The sequence below is a fragment of the Nostoc sp. UHCC 0302 genome (assembly GCF_038096175.1).
In the GTDB taxonomy this organism is placed as follows: domain Bacteria; phylum Cyanobacteriota; class Cyanobacteriia; order Cyanobacteriales; family Nostocaceae; genus UHCC-0302.
This window is the reverse complement of record NZ_CP151099.1, coordinates 1,675,430-1,692,923: the sequence shown is the minus strand read 5'-3', so window position 1 is coordinate 1,692,923 and position 17,494 is coordinate 1,675,430. Positions and strand designations below refer to the sequence as shown.

Here is a 17,494-nt window from a genome sequence, read left to right as displayed (position 1 = left end):
TATTTTTATCAGTATATAAAAAATGTACTTATTGACAAGGGAGTGGCTTAATGGTGGTGATAAAAAGTTGACATACACCCCCTAATTAGGAAATTTAGTGGTATCAATTTTAGCCAGAAAATACTACTAAAGATACCAAAATGCAGAGAATAGTTAGATAATCAACTACTAAATGGCTGATTAAAATCGCAAATAATGCATTGCAGATATCTTCAATTGGACATAATTATAAGTTTAGGAGCTAAAGAATTGCCGCGACCAATGCGATCGCTAAATGTAATTTATGAAGCAAGTATAATTATTAACGGTTTTTAACAGCATTTTTACTCGTATTTTACCAATTATTGGCTGTATTATTATTTCAGTTAAACTTTTAGACTCCTTAGTATTCTCTGGTAGTCTTTTTTATAACTAAATCGGATTCCTGTATTAATTGAGATGTTATCGGTAGCCTCAAAATAAATTCTGTACCTTCTCCTAGTATGGAATTAAAATAAAGTTGACCTTTATGTAATTCAGTCACAATTTGATAGCTAATAGATAAACCTAATCCAGTTCCTTTACCTACAGTTTTAGTTGTGAAAAAAGGGTCAAATAATCTAGATTTAATTTTCTCTGAAATTCCAATCCCATTGTCTTTGATTAAAACAAGGATTTGATTTTCATTGATTAGACGAGTCTGAATCAAAATCGTATTGGGATGAGTAATAATGTCCTCAAAGCTGCGCTGCTGATTTGCTTCTTCTAACGCATCAATCGCATTAGACAGAATGTTCATAAATACCTGATTGAGTTGGCTGGGATAACACGCCACCAATGGTAGTTGTTGATAATCTCGAATTACTTGAATAGTATTAGGATTTTTTGAAGTTCCTTTCAAGCGGCTATTTAAAATCATTAGTGTGCTATCAATTCCTTGATGAATATCAACTATTTTAAAAGTTGCTTCATCCAATCGGGAATAGTTTCGCAGGGATTTGATAATATTAGAAATTCGCTCTGCTCCACTATACATTGATTGTAACATATTTTCTAAATCGTTCTTAATAAAGTCCAGTTCTATAGCTTTAACTTCTTGTTTAATTGCCACCGCAGGCTCAGGATAATACTGCTGATATAGTTGAATTAATCTGAGTAAATCTTGAAAATAAGAATTAGCATGAGTTAAGTTTCCGTAGATAAAGCTAACGGGATTGTTAATCTCGTGGGCGATACCAGCAACCAGAATACCAAGAGCAGACCTTTTTTCAGATTCAACAAGTTTTACCTGTAATGCTTTGAGGTCTTTTAAGGCAATCTCTAGCTCACGACTGCGGTTTTCTAAAGCAGTTTGTGACTCTTCTAACTCTCGAATCACACCTTTGAGGATGGCTTCGCTGCGATCGCTGGCATCCTCTAATTGGTTGCGATCTGCTTCAGACCGCTCTAGCTTTTTTTTCAGAGTCCGAATTTCTTTTTCTAATTTTTTAATTTGCTCTTGAGCATCTGCTGACTCCATAAATTTTTATTTTGTACCTAAAATTAGAGTAACAAATGTTTCTTGATGATAATAATTTATTCCTTGTAATCTTAGTGGAACAAATTCGCCATAACTGTAGAATCCGCAGATGGGTGTAGTTTTAGGGAGAGCTTTTTTCACGAGATGAAACTCTTCTTTTGCTCTTGTACCTAAAATCCAACGACGACAGCAACAAGAGAATAACAACACTGCTTCTGGTTGCGTACCTGGATAATTTTCTAAAGCTATTTTTAAGGAATTTTCTGCTGCTTCAATAACTTGATTACGACTAATTTCTGTTACTTGTACTATTGCTTGTTCAGGAATATTACACAGAAAAGTAATGCTGCCTGTTTCAGTATTGCAACTATTAGGAACCCTCATGTAATAGTATTCGCTATCTTGTTCATAAACTGCTAGTGCATTCTCAGGGCTTGGTAAGCGATCGCCTAAATAGCGTCTATAAAATTCTAGTGCTGGTTTACCATCAATCTCATGTAAAACTGTCTCGTGAGCTTTGGTGACAATACTCTTATGACCAATCGGTTGTAACCCACATCCTCTGCCAAAAGAGAATTGCAGGTTTCCAGCAAAGATGAGGACGGGTAGAGCATCTGTTAGGACTTCAGTTCGACAAAATTGGTAGGTCGTTTGCATTCGGAATTGATCTCCGGCCATACCACCAATAATCGGAACCTGTGAACCTAAAGCTAAGTCCAATCCGCAAAGAATCGAATCACTGCTAGTTATCGAACCATCGCTTGTGTAACTTGCAGGTAGCGTAATACAGAGTTTGGGAGGTGTGTTAATGTTTTGAGTTGCCTGTTTAACCGCCGCCAAAGCAGCTGCGATCGCATTCTCTTTGGTTCCATATCCCACTCCTGCACGGATTTCTACCGTATCAGAGCAAAAAAGCATAAGTGTGAGAGAGTCTTGCTGAAAACCTAATATTGAAGACATCTCACCATCTGTCGTACAACCAATCAGTTCGATTCCGGGAAACTTCTCATTGATTGCTTCGAGGATTAGGGTATGTTCAAAATCAATCGCAGCAAATAATAGACCCGCTTGAGGAATAGTGTCTGTCAACGCTGTCAGACATTGATCTAAAACTTCCTCAATAGCACTTTGAGAATCAGGATCTTCACTGTGGCCAACAGCAACTTTTAGCATTATTACCTCTTAGCAAGTTTGCCTCACTTCCAGACTTAGTATTCCCACTTAGTTTGGTAGAATTGCAATATTTCAGAACCCCGCTTTCTTTAATAAAGTTAAATTCTCAGTTCTCACCAATGATTCAGTACTTCTAATGCAGTTAGCTGTGTAATAACTATTCGCAAAAATATTTGTAGCACACAAATCAGATATAGAAGCGTACTTATGTACGTCCATCCATATCTGTTGCATTCGTTTTAAAATTGCTATAAAACGAGAATGGACTTTCAAAGCTATCACGCCCGAAAGCCAAAAAACACGATTAATTGCCTAATTAAAAATATTAATTGATATTTTGGGAATGCCAAAATATTCTTCTGCAACTTTTTTGAAAGCGCGTGCTAATGTCTGACAATCTCCTTCTGAAGTGCCTCTTAAAAGATTTTCATGGCTTTTACTCACCATTGTGTATTGAAATTGAATATTACCAAAGTTTTTGAGAAGTTGCTCTAAAATTTTGTCGCGTGGTAATGTTTCATCAATATCATTTACTAGGGTTTTTGCTAAAGAATATTCTTGTAAAAACTTTTCTTTTTTCTTGGCTGCTAATATTTCTTCAAGTCTTACTGGTTCATTACTGTTTGTCGGTAACCCTGTTTGCTGTGCATCCTCGTTTTGTGAAGCAGATGTATTAATTTGATTGACTACAGAAGCAGCTACTTCATCAGCTTCTTGTTCATACTTGTCTCCTGGTTCACCAACTGTTAGTGCTGGTTGTACAAGTGGCTCAGAAAGGGATTGAATTTGTGGTTGTGTAACTTGATTTTGACGTTTAATTGCTATGTCGGCAAGGTTATGGCCAAACTTAGATGAGTGTTCTTTTTCTTGCTGCAACGACTCATCCATCTTGGTTTGTAACAAAGTAAGTCGTTCCTGTCCTTCTGAGGTAATAGTGCCGTACTTTGCCTGTATTTTGAGTTTTGTTGCTTCGACCTGATACTGTTGAAGTTTTTGATTTTCCAATTTCGCCTGTATGAGAGGCTTATGAGAGCGAAGTTGAGGATAACTAGTTAAGGGCTGACTTTGCTCTGATTTAGCAGCAGATGAGTCAGCTTTTTTGTGGATTTGTAGCCGTTGTTTCATCGCTAATCTGATAAGTCAAGAGTGGATGTTAAATATATTATCTCACCCACTATTGCCTTAATTCTTTAGACTTCAGTCGAATTTATGGAGTTGGCGTATGCGCGATCGCTCAGCTTCAACTTCTTTTAAAATATATTAATGAACTTACAAAAAATAAAATATCCTAGATCAGAGAATACTAATTTGAAGAGGGGCTGTAAAATGAAATTCTCTACAACTCGCTTATCCACTGCCTCCAATCCCAAAACCTCAGAAAATACCTCTTCGCTTGCGCCTCAATTTTCTAGTATTCCACCAACAAATGCGACAAGGGGACATAAGCTAGTTGAGGATATTGAAAATGATGCTTTTGCTAAGCAACAAATGGAGACAAGTAAACTAGAGCTACAGGCGAAGTATGGCATGATTACGCCAGAAGGGCAGGAGTGCCTAACTGTATTGCAAACTAAAATGGATGGATTATTAAATGCGAGACTGCAAAGAGCAACTCGACGTGCTCATAATTTTGCCAATATTCCAATAAGAAGACCAGATACACCGACATCAATTCAGGCAAAGCTGACTATTGGCGAGTCTGGAGATAAGTACGAGCAAGTGGTGCAACAAATTCATCAGTCACAAAGTAACAAACTTCAAAGAGAAGCTTTGCCTGAAGAAGATGAATTGCAAATGAAATCGGCAGTGCCGAATAGTAAAAGGTACATCCCTACTCTCAAGAACCAAGAAAAAATTCAGTTAGTGGAATTTAAAAAGAATAAATTGCAGCAAGAAAAAACAAGATATCAAAGACTTCAAGAAATTTTTATAGTTAAAGGCATTAAGCTGGAAACACCAATACATTTTAATATTCCAGCCATGAAGCAAGGGCTAGATTCTATAAATGAATTAATTGAAAAGGGTCTCGAATCTGTAGAGCAAGAATTAAGTATCAGAGAGAAAAACTGGTTTGCTAGAAAAAATAAAATTAAGAAATTACGTCAAGGTAATGAATTATACGGTGGTGTAGATGAACATAAAGTAGCCAATATTGATCTGGAAGCAATCAGCCAGGGATTAGATGCGATTGAGAAAGAATTAGTAACAACAAAAACTGAAGCAATAGATGAATATAATCAAGTCGCTAGTGATGTCACCAATAATGACAAAAAACAACCGACAGTTAATATAACAGCAGAAATAAAAGGTGATGAAATCGTTGTCGGCAATAATATTAAAATTAAATCTACATATTTTGCTGAGACTATAGATAGACCAAATGATGAATTACAAATAAACTTATTAACAATAGTAAGAAAGATAATTCAAACACCAATCGGTTTTAAATTAATAAGTGAACTAGTAAATAGTAAAAAGGATGTAGATATATTCTTGACTTCACCTTCTCGAAAAAATGGTTCATCTCAGAGATCAATAGATGCTGCTGGTACTGGACATGGAGCCAAGAAGGGCAAACCCAGCCAAGATCCTAATCATCGAGGTACGGGTCTGCCTTCTCGAAGTCAAGTGTTCTTTGATCCAGACCAACAATTAGACCTAAGTACTAAAGATCCCAGCAAGCAACCCGCGAATATATCTTCTACGCCGACATACAATGTACCAGACGATGCCAAACTTTTCCATGAGCTAACTCATGCGCTTCATGCTGCTCACGGCGAACAAGACGTGACCCAACTCAAACAACGTAACTCAAACGACTTGTACACTTTAGGTGCTTGGAACAATCAGGAAGAGAAAAATACTGTGAAAGATGAAACTGAATATCTTAAACAGATAGGTTTTCCAGTCCGGCGAATTATGTATGGCAAACTTGGGGGACGGATAGATAAATAAGTAATTTGTAAATTGACTTAAAATCACATCCACCCGCCAATTTCTGCCTCAGTCAGCGGCTTCTCTAGCTTGGTATATTCTGTCTGAGCCGCCCGCAACAAGTGCTTCATCTGTACTGGTTCTGCGGCATCAGCAGCTAGAAAAGCGGCGTTTAAGGCAATGTTACGAATATTACCACCAGCCACATTCAACCGCGCTAGTTGCATTGCATCCAAGCCTTTTGTCGGTGTATCTGCGGGAAAGACGCGTCGCCAAATTTCTGCTCGTTGCGTTGTATCAGGGAAAGAAAACTGCACAACAAAGCGGATGCGTCGCAGGAAGGCTGTATCAATTGCACTCTTAAGGTTAGTTGTGAGAACTGCCAAACCTGGGTAAGATTCCATACGTTGCAATAGGTAGCTAACCTCAATGTTGGCATAGCGATCGCGTGCATCTTTGACTTCACTACGTTTACCAAATAAAGCGTCAGCTTCATCAAACAACAAAATCACCCCGCCTTGTTCGGCAGCATCGAACACCCGTCGCAGGTTCTTTTCTGTTTCCCCAATATATTTACTGACTACTGACGATAAATCAATCCGATAAAGGTCGAGGCGCAACCTCCGCGCTAGCACTTCCGCACCCAAGGTTTTACCTGTACCGCTGGCTCCGGCAAATAGAGCGCTGATTCCCAACCCCCGTCCACTCTTGGCAGCAAAACCCCAATTGTTATATACGGTACTCCTTTGCCGGACATGAGCCGCAACTTCCCGCAAAATCTGCTTCTGTGCTTCTGGTAATACCAAGTCTTCCCAATCAGCAAAAGGCTCAATCCGTTGGGCGAGTTCATCCAACTGCGGCCGTGCTTGTAGGCGACAAGCATCCCAGACAATATTACCTATATCACTATCCTGTTTTTGGGCTAGCTGTCCTGCGGCTTCTGCACAAGCAGCGCGAATGGTTGCGGCGCTCAGGTTAAACTGATCCACGAGATTTTTTACTTGCCCGTTCATTTGCGGTGCTAAGTCAGCTAGTGCATCTTGCCAAACGGCATCTTGTTCTTTGGAAGTAGGTTGATGCACATCAAAACTGACTACTAGGCGTTGTTGCAAGCCAATGCGTTCTCTACTTGTGATGATCAAAAAGCCTTTAGTGCGTTCGATGAAATGAGCGATCGCATTGATTCGCGCTACATCATTTGTCTCTAGTTCGTTGCAATCGATTAGTAAGGCACTTCTACTTAAAATTGTCTCGCGAGTCCACAGCCGGATGAGATTATCCAACTCGCTGGGAATGAGTGGGATAACTTGTGCTGGCATTACCCACAAACTCAAACCCTGGAGTTGACAAATTTGGTTTGCAATGGTGCGTTTGCTTGCAGTTTCGTTACTACATAACTGGATGATTGGTGAAGTATTTGTCTTCTGAGCTTGCGTCCAGACTGCGGCTATGCGCTCTGCCAAAGCTTGGTGCGACGGTACTAAATCATTCACCTCTTCTAATGGTTCGATAATTCCAGCTAAGCGTTCGTCAAGATATTGGATGCCAGTTAGATAATGCAAAATCCGCTCGTCAATTCTCAGGGGACTGAGGGTAAGAGCATGGCCATCGCCAATTTGAATCAACCGCCAACGACGTAAGGGTGCATTTGGAGCGATCGCATCCCAATGGACGTCAGGCAAGGCAGCTAGAGCTAAACTCAAGGTTGGGTAAGCACGTTGGGCATCTGAGTGAGCGACACTACACAATCTAGCAAAATCTCCGCTCAATTCCATCCCTGCACACAACAGCAACAAATCGCGCTCAAAAGATGACAGAGCAAACATTCTGCATAGTTTATCCAATGCTGATGGTGCAGGCATTGCCGCAGCTGCTTGCTGTAGAGCTTGCTGTAAACTCTCTTGCTCTTCAACCAGAGGTTGATTTTGTGAATTTGCTGTGTAATTTTCTAAAATACCTCGCACCACGGCTAAGGCTGCTGCTAGGTGCTGCTGGTTTGCCTCATCCCAATTGGGAGCGATCTTCTCATTCATAAAATTGTCACCTGTGGCGAATCATATTCCCCTGTCTTATTTTTGTGTAGCGGACTTTGAGCGCCGTCTACTTGCACCTGTACAATATAATTTCCTGGCTTGACTTTAACTGGAATAGTAATGACATCAGTGTCTTCGGTGCGTGCTGCAACGGGGAAATAATAAGCTACCGAATTAGTAGCTGACACCTCATTAAGTACCAAAACTACCCGCTGTGTTTTACCGACTTTTGGAGAAAATTTAACAGTAATTTCTGCTGAACGTAAATCTTCGCCACTATTATCAGCTTGAGTAACCGATGCTGTAATTGTGGGATGTAGTACAAAAGCCGCAACGTTGGATTCTACTAGATCAATCGGTTGCCCTGCATTATCCATTGTCAGATGTACAACTTGTACACCTTGGACGCTTGCGTATAAATTTGGGGGTATTAACAAGCTGATTTGGCTTTCTTTGACATCCTGTGGTACTAATAATGTCTGGGCATTACCTAATCGAACTCTTGTGACATCTCCCTTTAACTGTTTACCACGAATTACTAATTTACTACCTGCAACAATCAATTGCTCTGTATTTCCTGGAGCAATAACTTGCTCAATGTTCGGTTGAGACACAGGCAACATATAAAAACCTTCAGGATTCTCCAAGTTACTGCTCTCAATTAATATCATCGATGCCAAATATGTAGCTGAAGGTCGGTAATGGGTTTGTAAAATAGACCATAACTTGGAAGTTTCTTCCATGTTAAAAAATTCTGGATTCAGTTTTATTTGTCCCATTTGCTCAGCTAAATCGGACACGGAAATACCAGCCAAAGCTTGGGAAAAAGCACTTGAAGTATTAGTTGTAGATGCATTTATTAAAGTATTCTCAATAATATCTGCTGTAATCACAGGTGTTTTATGTAACATTTGCAGCGCGTAGCCCAATAAAAGCTCTGCTTGAAAATCTTTTGCTCCGTAAGCTGTGATTACGTAATGTAAGTCTAGAGCTAGTGGCGGAGTCGTAGAGCGTGGAGTTCCATTTAGGCGTGAGTGTCTGTTCCGAAATTCTTGAGAAATCCAATCTACATTTCGATTCTGCGTCACTTGATAGAGAAAGAGGTTAAGTTGAGCGCGTTCGTCAGCTTCAACTGAAATTCGATCAGGTGGTAGGGCTGTTACCATTACATCACCAAGACTGGCAGTGATCGGATCACTGACTAAACCATTTTCCAGCAAGACTTTTAGTACTGCTGTCACGGCGGCTATAGAGAGCGCATTACTCATTCTCATTCCTCATGGCTACAGCACATCTTAATCATGTACGCCAGAGTAAATTGACAGAATATATTTTGCAAAAATTTGAACATCCTTTTGCTGGGAATTAGTACCCTGATCCAAAAACATCCTGTCAATCTAATATGGGCATGGGGCATTGTGGCATCTATATTGATACTGCTCGAAGTAGTATTTTCAAATCAGCTAGACATCAATAAATTAAAGTTTATAGTTGCGCTTTAGCGCTAAAGCGCAACTACGAGCCACAAGTATCTTTAGTTTTATTATGTCTACTTACTTAGCAGCTTAAATTAAGCTTAATTCGAGGGGTAGAGTTTATATGACGGAAGAATTAGGGAACAGCTTTCAAGAGATGATCAAAGAATCAGGTAGATAACGCTCGTCGAATCGGCGTTAAATCAGATATCAGGAACAAATTTCAACTGCCATTAGTCATAATTTTAAACATTTTAACAGATAAGTAGCCTTATTTTAAGTTGTTAATATGCTAAGCTGAGTGTAATTCAATAAACCTTAGTAATATAAATCACTAATGTCTGACATTATAGAGCAGACAAAAAATTTGTGATATTTAGTTGTATTTCAGATTAAAACTAACTCTTTAAAGTAATAGGATGGGTTCCATCAGATGAAAACCCCACCTTCATCAAATTCTTGGAATGGTCGCTTTGTAGGTGATAACCAGCGATACCGTTTAGACCAAAAGTTAGGCGGGGGTGGCATGGGAGAAGTCTTCCTCGCGATGGACACCCGTGTAGGTCAGCAGGTGGCGTTGAAGCTACTCAAAGATACGCTTGTAGCATCACAAGAGATGAGGAAGCGCTTTGAGCGTGAAATTGCAGTCTGTGCAGCACTCCAAAGCGACCATATTGTCAAAATTAGTGACTGTGGAGTGACTCCTGAAGGTTTTCCATTTTATGTAATGGAGTACTTACGGGGACAAACACTCAGGCAACTACTGCTGCGCGAAAAACGGCTATCTGTTGAGCGCACTGTGAAAATTATGGCTCAAGTTTGCAAAGGTTTACAGCTTGCCCATCAAGGAGTTACCTTACAACGAGATGGTGGCAAAAGCACGGAACATATTAAGGTTGTTCATCGTGATTTGAAGCCAGACAATATTTTTCTAGTACCTACAGATTTGGGAGAGTGGGTGAAAATTTTGGATTTTGGCGTAGCCAAAATCCGTAGTGAATCTACAGAGAATACGAATATAACCAATATAACTAGTACATTTATTGGCACATTTCGTTATGCACCTCCTGAGCAAATCCAAAGTGATCTAAACCTGAATTCAAGGGGAGATATTTATAGTTTAGGGATTATCCTTTATGAAATGCTGAGTGCAGCAGACCCATTCGGGATCAGCATTAAGGGTAATCAGGTGAGTGAAGCATCCTGGGTATTAGCTCATGCTTATGAGCCACCTAAACCGTTGCGATCGCAACCAGGATGTGAGAATTTATCTGTAGAAGTGGAGGCTGTAGTTATGAAATGCCTCCAAAAGAACCCAGACAATCGCTTTGCAACAGTAGAAGCCTTAAATCAGGCTTTGCAAGCGGCTGCGAAATCTGTAACGGGGACTATTAGCACGTCTGGACAAGCTAATGTCCATCCGCAACCTTTGTACAATCAAGGTTCCAATTACGAAACCGTTACTCGTTCCTCAAGCGACGATACTATTCTGCGTCCCCAACCTTCCTACAATCAAGATTCCAATCACGAAACCGTTACTCGTTCCTCAAGCGACGATACTATTCTGCGTCCCCAACCTTCCTACAATCAAGGTTCCAATCACGAAACAATTCCTCGGCCTTTGAATCCTACTACGCCAAGTCAACCAGAAGAAACCCTTATAGTTCCGCCACCTCAGTACAATCAAGGTTCCAATCACGAAACGACTCCTCGACCTTTGAATCCTACTACGCCAAGTCAACCAGCAGGTATCAATCCTCAACAGCCTCCTGTGAATAACCCTCAAGCAGCCAAACCGGATGCCACGTTATTTCAACCGCGTCATCCATCCAACCCCAGCGGGCAACAAGTGCCGCCAGATGGCACGTTGTATCAACCACGGCAGGCATCCAACGCTAACAGCCAACCAGGGCCACCGGATGCTACTTTGTATCAACCACGGCAAGCATCTAACGCTAATAGCCAGCCAGGGCCACCGGATGCTACTTTGTATCAGCCACGTCATCCATCCAACACTAATAGCCAACCAGGGCTACCGGATGCTACTTTGTATCAGCCGCGCCACACATCCAACACTAACAGCCAACCAGGGCTACCGGATGCTACTTTGTATCAGCCACGACACGGTTCTAACTCCACTAAGCCACAAGTTTCACCGGATGCCACTATTTTTCAACCAAGGCAAGATAAGCAGCCAAACAATGAAACTAATAGTCATTTATGGCGAACCATAGGAGTGGTTTGTGCTAGTGTACTTGCTTTAGCGTTAGCATTCTATTTGTATAATCGTCTAGCGAATAGCAATAACTTAGAAAATGGTATAGAATCACCAAAAACTAATATTACAAGGTGATTTTTGCGACATTCTGAACTTATACTCAATTAAATCAGTGAAGGCGGTTAAGTATATAAGCCAAGTACTATAGTGCTTCTGGGTTGAATCCAATACAGGCCTAACCCCCAGCCCCTTCCCTGCAAGGGAACTACCGTGTACAGACAAGTCGAATTTCTTCTTAAATCCCAAAGATTACCCACTTAATCGCAGTGATGGTTAGGGTGCGGTAAAACTAAAGCTAAAACCTTAGTTAATCAGGTTTAAAGTGAGGTCTTGAGAATTCATGCAATCAGTATATTGAATTCGGGTGGTCGTTTATTGAATTCAGGTAGTCGTTGATTGAATTCGGGTAGTCGTTGATTGAATTCGGGTAGTCGTTGATTGAATTCGGGTAGTCGTTGATTGAATTCGGGTGGTCGTTTATTGAATTCGGGTGGTCGTTTATTGAATTCGGGTGGTCGTTTATTGAATTCGGGTGGTCGTTTATTGAATTCGGGTGGTTGTTTATTGAATTCGGGTGGTTGTTTATTGAATTCAAGCAGTGGTTAGGGTGGGGTAAAACCCAGATTCTTGAGCAACTTCAGACTTGTGTGTACACCGTAGGCAAGGGAAAGGGAGTAAGATTCAAAGCCTCTCTCCTTTTAGGAAAGAGGTCAGAGTGTATGTCATACAAACGAGAAGCGCTAGATTCAGAAGAATATCTAGTGGCGTAGGGCTTACGCACACTCTACTGGCGTGACCGGATTAAAATAGTTGATTAATAAACCGCAGAGGCGCAGAGAACACAGAGAGAAAAGAAAATTTTCTTGATGTTTTAGGCACTAAATTAGCCCGGTCACGCCATTACTGGTGTGATCAGACTAAATTTGGCATTATATTTATAGTTGATTAAGCCAAGACAGCGCTACTATAAATTTCTATTCCACTATTTTAGTTTTGCCATGCTAAGCGAATTGTTGGCATTATTGGAGATTTTCCCCTAAGTCTCAATGCATTAGAAAAAGCTAAAAGGAGTTTGGCAATTATAAATACTGGCATTATCGTTTTCTTAATTGTACTTTTGAAGATTTTATAAGGGTAAAAAAATCTGCGATCGCAACTGTTTTGAGTGAAGCCTAAATGGTTTTGCTCTGGTTAAATTAAGAAATTCGTATTTTGATATAGATATTTGTATTAATGTGACTTCTATCGATTGACAGATATGTCAACAATATATTAAATATATAAACTTCGATAATAAAAAGCAAGGAGCTACTATCAAAGTTTTTGCAGACATTAATTTTCTACTCAATACTACTATTTATGTATATTAAAAAAATATAAATATATAAAAGCATGGACAAAAATGTTATAAGTGCTAGTTGTTCTACTCAAAACTTAACATTTAGACCAGGTGATCCTCCGGCTGCGTTTGAAGTTATTGTTAATAATGACAGCGATCGCTTCGCAAATTTTCAACTAGAAGTTCTCGCAGCAGGAGAGAATCGCAACCCAGCATATCGCTGGTATAGACTTGAACCGGAAGTTGCAGCAGCTAAACCTCCCGGTAGTAGTACTGTATTTCAAGTCTTTATACTTAATACTCCTATTCCTGGATTTGTCGGGACAATCAACTTAACTATAAATATTTTTTCCCCGCAGTTAGCACAACAGCGCAGACTTGTACTGCGTTTGAAAATTGAACGAGACAATAGCCCAACTCATTTAAGTGTAGAATTGCCTGTTAGGGAGTTCCAAGTTTATCCCCGCAACACAGTAGATATACCTGTGCGAGTGCGGAACTTAGGACAACAACCAACTGATGTGGTATTACGTTTTACAGGCGTTGATCCTTCGTGGCTGCTTGGTAGTGCAGAGCGGCGCTTAGCAGTAGAACCAGGTGGACAAGCAGAAGTAACTTTTCAATGCCAACCTCCATCTGTTGTGCAAGCACCCAGCCAAAACTATCTGTTTGCCATTGAAGCTGTTAGTAATAATAGTTACCCAGCAAAAGCTGAAGGCAGTGTGGAAGTTTTACCTGTGGGTTTTATTGAGTTTACCACCAAAGAAAAACAGCAAAAAATCCCCAGTAAAAACGCATGGTTACCAGACTGGAAATCTGATACAGGCTCCTTTGAATTGCTATTTAAAAATACTAGCAACCTGCAACAGCAAATTGATGTACAAGTTCAGGGTAGAGACTGGCGAAAATGTACTTTTAAGAAGTCACCGGAAACAGCGAATCTGAATTTAGGTGAGACAACGAAAGTTATTTTAGATGCTAAAACGAAACGTCCTTGGATAGGTATAGGAAAAACTTTGCAGTTCGAGGCGAAATCGGAGTTATCAGACCAGCGGTTGGGTAGTACAGACCCTGCCACGCAGACATTAGAATTACAGGCTTTGCCAATTATACCCTTATGGTTGCAACTGGCAGCGATCGCATTATTAGCATTACTCCTAGCATGGTTGCTGCAAACAGAGCCAATTATGCATACTCGTTCTGTGAACTCAGTTGGTTTTAGTGGTATTGGTTTATCTGTTGTCAGCGGCTCAGACGATTGCACCTTAAGACTTTGGAGCATTGGTGACAAAAACTTAGAACCAGAAAGAATCAAGTATGATGGGCAGTCTGTTGCTTGTGGTAGACAGCAAAACTCTAGAGGACTTTTGGCAATTACCAATAACCCTGTGCGGGTCTCGCGCTTCATGCCATTAGAAAATAATCGTGTTGCAGTTGGTCTAGACAATGGTGTAATTGAGCTAAGGGATGTACCTTCAGGTAGAAAAATCGGCGAACTTCAAGACCGCCAAGACCCAAACGCTATAGGTGACAGGGTTTTTGACCTAGTATTTACTTCTAACTCACTTTACTTATTCAGCAGTTATGGCAGTGGTAAAGTTAGAGTATGGTCAAGACTATCGCCCAATAGAGATTTTCTGCCAGAAGCAACATCTGTTGATGTCCAGCGTGAATTGAAATTATCAGGTTTTGAAGCTCGCGCTCTCGCTTTGAGTTCTGATGCTAAAACTCTAGTTGTTGCTGGAAACTATAAGCGTTTCGTACTTTTACAGTGGGATGCAACTCAGTCTAAAAAACAATTTCAAAGTTTATCAGAGCAAAAACTAGAAAAATTCGACGAAAGAGTAGGGCGTCAAGATTATGTTTGGGCATTAGCCTTTGTACCTAACTCTCCCGAAAAAATATTAGCAACTTCTGATTCGGCGGGATTCATTACGATTTGGAATTTAAATCAATGCCAAACCATCAAAAATTCCAATCCGCAAGAGCAAGTAAACGAATTAAATTGCTCGCCCATAGACCGCTGGTCAGCATCGAAAACATCGGTGCGGACTTTGGCATTTAGCGAAGATGGTCGGTTGTTAGTAAGTGGTGGAGATGATGGACGAGTCATTGTTTGGGACTTAACCGCTGAACATAAACTCGACAAAACAAAAGCAGCCGAAGGTACAAAAATTTACGAAAGCCCCAAGAAAATCAATAGTATTGACTTGAAAGAAATTAATCAACAAAAGCTAATTGTCAGTGGCAGCGAAGATTCTCAGGTCAAATTACACAGCATCAAGTAAGGGAGTCGATGGTATGCAAGCTAAACTCAATCCATTGAAAGTTATCATCAACCCACCGGGAATTCAATTTGGTATGCCAGGAGATACCATTGAACTCCATGCCGTCGTCATCAACCAGGGAGACCAGAGTGCTGTTATTGACTTATATTTTGTTTTTGATGAGGTATTTCAAAATTTAATCGGCTGGTCTAGTTCTCCGAGAGAAAGCCTAGCGCTAGCTCCAGGGCAAACTAGCGACGAAGTAACATTTGAGTTTCATATTCCAGTTGAAGCCTTCCCTGGAACCTATGACTATACCCTAGTCGTAGACGCCCCTCAGCATTATCCCCAAGATACTCCCATAACCTTCCCGCACCAAATTAAGGTTCTGCAAAAAGAACAGACCGCCATTCGAGTAAACGACCCCACATTTTCTATCAGACCTAACACCAACCCCAACAAGGCGCTGATTTTTAGTCCGAATGAGCCTTTGCAAGTGGAGGTAATAGTTGACAATCGCTCTAATTTGGTAGACCGTTTCCGTTTGGCTTGCCCAGACTTAGACGAAGATTGGTTCACAATTAGATATCCCACAACTGGATTAGAAGGGACAGGGTTAGTATCTGAGGGAGCTGCACTAGAACTTAACCCTGGTTCTAAAGGTCAAATATTGTTACAATTTCACCCACCAGGGGACACCCTTGCAGGCAGCTATTCTCCAACAATTCGTTTGTATTCGGAGAACTCTCCAGATTTAGTATTACTGGATTTGGTTTACATCCAAATTCCGACAAGTTATCGCCTTGATGTAGAACTGACTACTATATTGGCAAGAGTCAGCCGTAGCCTTGGCAAGTATGAATTATCGCTGGCTAACCGGGGCAATATTGTCCGTGAATTGATATTGAGTCTTGAAAGCCGAGACGAAGAAGAACTGTATACATACAGTTTTGACCCAACCGAGGTAAGATTATTACCCAGTAAAAGTAATGTTGCTAATTTGACCCTCAAACCTAAACCGTGGTGGCGGCGACCGTGGTTTGGTGCGGGGTTAGAGATCAATTTTCAAGTAGGTATTAAAGACAAACAAGATTTACCCCTACCTAATACATTGCCCCAAGGAACCTTAGTATGGAAATCCCGCCCTTGGTGGCAATTTGTATTGTTGATTTTATTAATTTTGGGAATATTGGGAGTTTTAGGATTTCTGATTTGGCGAATTTTAAATCCCGACCCTTTGAGATTAGAAAATTTTCGTGCCAATAATTCTCGAATTACAGAAGGTGAGGATGAGGTAGCTTTGAACTGGGATATTCATAATTACAAACAGTTGCAAAAGCTGGTTTTAACAACCAAAGGGTCACAACCCATTCAACCTAAGACCTATGATTTTAGCAATGGTATTCCCGATGAACTTGGCAAGGGAAACACTGAAATACCTCCTTGTCAAGTAAAAGAAAAACAAGAACTGATTTGCAAAAATGTTAAACCTGGATTCAGCCAAAAAGGAAATTATACTTTTGAGCTACAAGCCTTTTATCGTAAGGGACTGCAACTTTTTTCCAGAAATACTCAAACAACTACCCAAACAACTCAAGTAGAAATAGCTGAGAAAGAAATAGCAGAAGTGCTGAATTTTAAGACTGATAAACCGCAGTATAGAAAAGGTGAAAACATTCTTTTAAGTTGGGCAATTGCGCGTCCTGTGCTGCTTGGGCAAATTCAGATTTCTGGTAATGCAGATAATGGTACATCTTATAGTGAACCAGTTACTTACAAGTTTAATCAGGGTAATATTGACCCAAAACTTCAAAAACTTTGTACAGAAACAAATCAATTGCAGTGTACAAATGTTCCTCTACTAGCATCTAAGGCTGGGACGTTTACATTTGAAATGAAAGCTTTTTCCAACAATGGAAGTGCTAGAATTAGTTCTAAAAAAACAGACTCTAAAATTGAAATACTGCCGAAACCATTTAAGATTGTTTCTTTTACAATCAATGGTAGTGAACAACCAAATGTGGTTCTCAATGAAGGAGCAACTGTTACTCTGGGTTGGAGGGTAGAGGGAGAAAACATTCAGGTTAAACTTCTGCCATACGGCAATGATGTTTCACCAGTTGGTTCATTACGGTTACCAGTTAATCAAGCATTCCCAGAGCAAATCGCACTGCAAGTAAATGATAATTCTGGTAAGCAACAGCCTCAACAAAGAGGATTTGCAATTACAGTTATTAAAAAAGTAGTGCCTACTCCTACTCCCAGCATTAATCCAGTTCCGCCTGTTTTTCTACCTAATAATAATCAACCACCTAAGAATAACCAACTACAAACTAATCCTATTCCTGGGAGGTAAGATTTATCAAAGGTTGACTGATAAATAGTGCTAAGAAGTAATTCACATAGTGGTTAGTGGTTTGCGCTTTAGCGCTAAAGCGCAAACTACAAACTTTAATTTATCGCATCTGTGAAAGGTTAAATTAAAACACTAGCTAAA

General features: G+C 40.2%; 9 protein-coding genes. 4 read left to right on the top strand and 5 right to left on the bottom strand.

Annotated elements, in window-relative coordinates:
* Positions 1–382: 382 nt before the first annotated feature.
* From WKK05_RS06980 to WKK05_RS06970, 3 genes are all read right to left on the bottom strand, one after another.
* On the bottom strand, positions 383–1,498 hold the full coding sequence (locus tag WKK05_RS06980; protein ID WP_341529035.1) for an ATP-binding protein: 1,116 nt from the start codon (positions 1,496–1,498) through the stop codon (positions 383–385).
* A 6-nt stretch (positions 1,499–1,504) separates the two neighbouring features.
* The gene (locus WKK05_RS06975) at positions 1,505–2,671 is read right to left on the bottom strand and encodes an FIST N-terminal domain-containing protein (RefSeq protein ID WP_341529034.1); all 1,167 of its coding nucleotides are present in this window, start codon (positions 2,669–2,671) and stop codon (positions 1,505–1,507) included.
* A gap of 312 nt (positions 2,672–2,983) precedes the next feature.
* Positions 2,984–3,796: a hypothetical protein gene (locus WKK05_RS06970; RefSeq protein WP_341529033.1), complete on the bottom strand. Its 813-nt coding sequence runs from the start codon at positions 3,794–3,796 to the stop codon at positions 2,984–2,986.
* A 138-nt stretch (positions 3,797–3,934) separates the two neighbouring features.
* On the opposite strand from WKK05_RS06970, the gene WKK05_RS06965 reads away from it, so the two are divergent.
* On the top strand, positions 3,935–5,626 hold the full coding sequence (locus tag WKK05_RS06965) for a M91 family zinc metallopeptidase (protein WP_341529032.1): 1,692 nt from the start codon (positions 3,935–3,937) through the stop codon (positions 5,624–5,626).
* Between the two features lie 23 nt (positions 5,627–5,649).
* Here WKK05_RS06965 and WKK05_RS06960 read toward each other — a convergent pair whose 3' ends face one another.
* Both WKK05_RS06960 and WKK05_RS06955 read right to left on the bottom strand, forming a co-directional pair.
* Complete coding sequence (locus WKK05_RS06960; RefSeq protein WP_341529031.1) at positions 5,650–7,638, bottom strand: ATP-binding protein; 1,989 nt, start codon at positions 7,636–7,638, stop codon at positions 5,650–5,652.
* The gene (locus WKK05_RS06955) at positions 7,635–8,906 is read right to left on the bottom strand and encodes a DUF4255 domain-containing protein (protein ID WP_341529030.1); all 1,272 of its coding nucleotides are present in this window, start codon (positions 8,904–8,906) and stop codon (positions 7,635–7,637) included. The genes WKK05_RS06960 and WKK05_RS06955 overlap by 4 nt, the downstream gene beginning before the upstream one ends.
* A gap of 640 nt (positions 8,907–9,546) precedes the next feature.
* On the opposite strand from WKK05_RS06955, the gene WKK05_RS06950 reads away from it, so the two are divergent.
* The 3 genes from WKK05_RS06950 to WKK05_RS06940 all read left to right on the top strand — a co-directional run bounded on the left by WKK05_RS06950 (position 9,547) and on the right by WKK05_RS06940 (position 17,353).
* Entirely contained in the window at positions 9,547–11,466 is a 1,920-nt protein-coding gene (locus WKK05_RS06950) for a protein kinase (RefSeq protein WP_341529029.1), read from the top strand.
* 1,317 nt (positions 11,467–12,783) lie between these two features.
* The gene (locus tag WKK05_RS06945; RefSeq protein ID WP_341529028.1) at positions 12,784–15,018 is read left to right on the top strand and encodes a hypothetical protein; all 2,235 of its coding nucleotides are present in this window, start codon (positions 12,784–12,786) and stop codon (positions 15,016–15,018) included.
* Positions 14,975–17,353, top strand: a complete 2,379-nt coding sequence (locus WKK05_RS06940) for a hypothetical protein (RefSeq protein WP_341529027.1) — start codon at positions 14,975–14,977, stop codon at positions 17,351–17,353. The genes WKK05_RS06945 and WKK05_RS06940 overlap by 44 nt, the downstream gene beginning before the upstream one ends.
* The last annotated feature ends 141 nt before the right edge of the window (positions 17,354–17,494 follow it).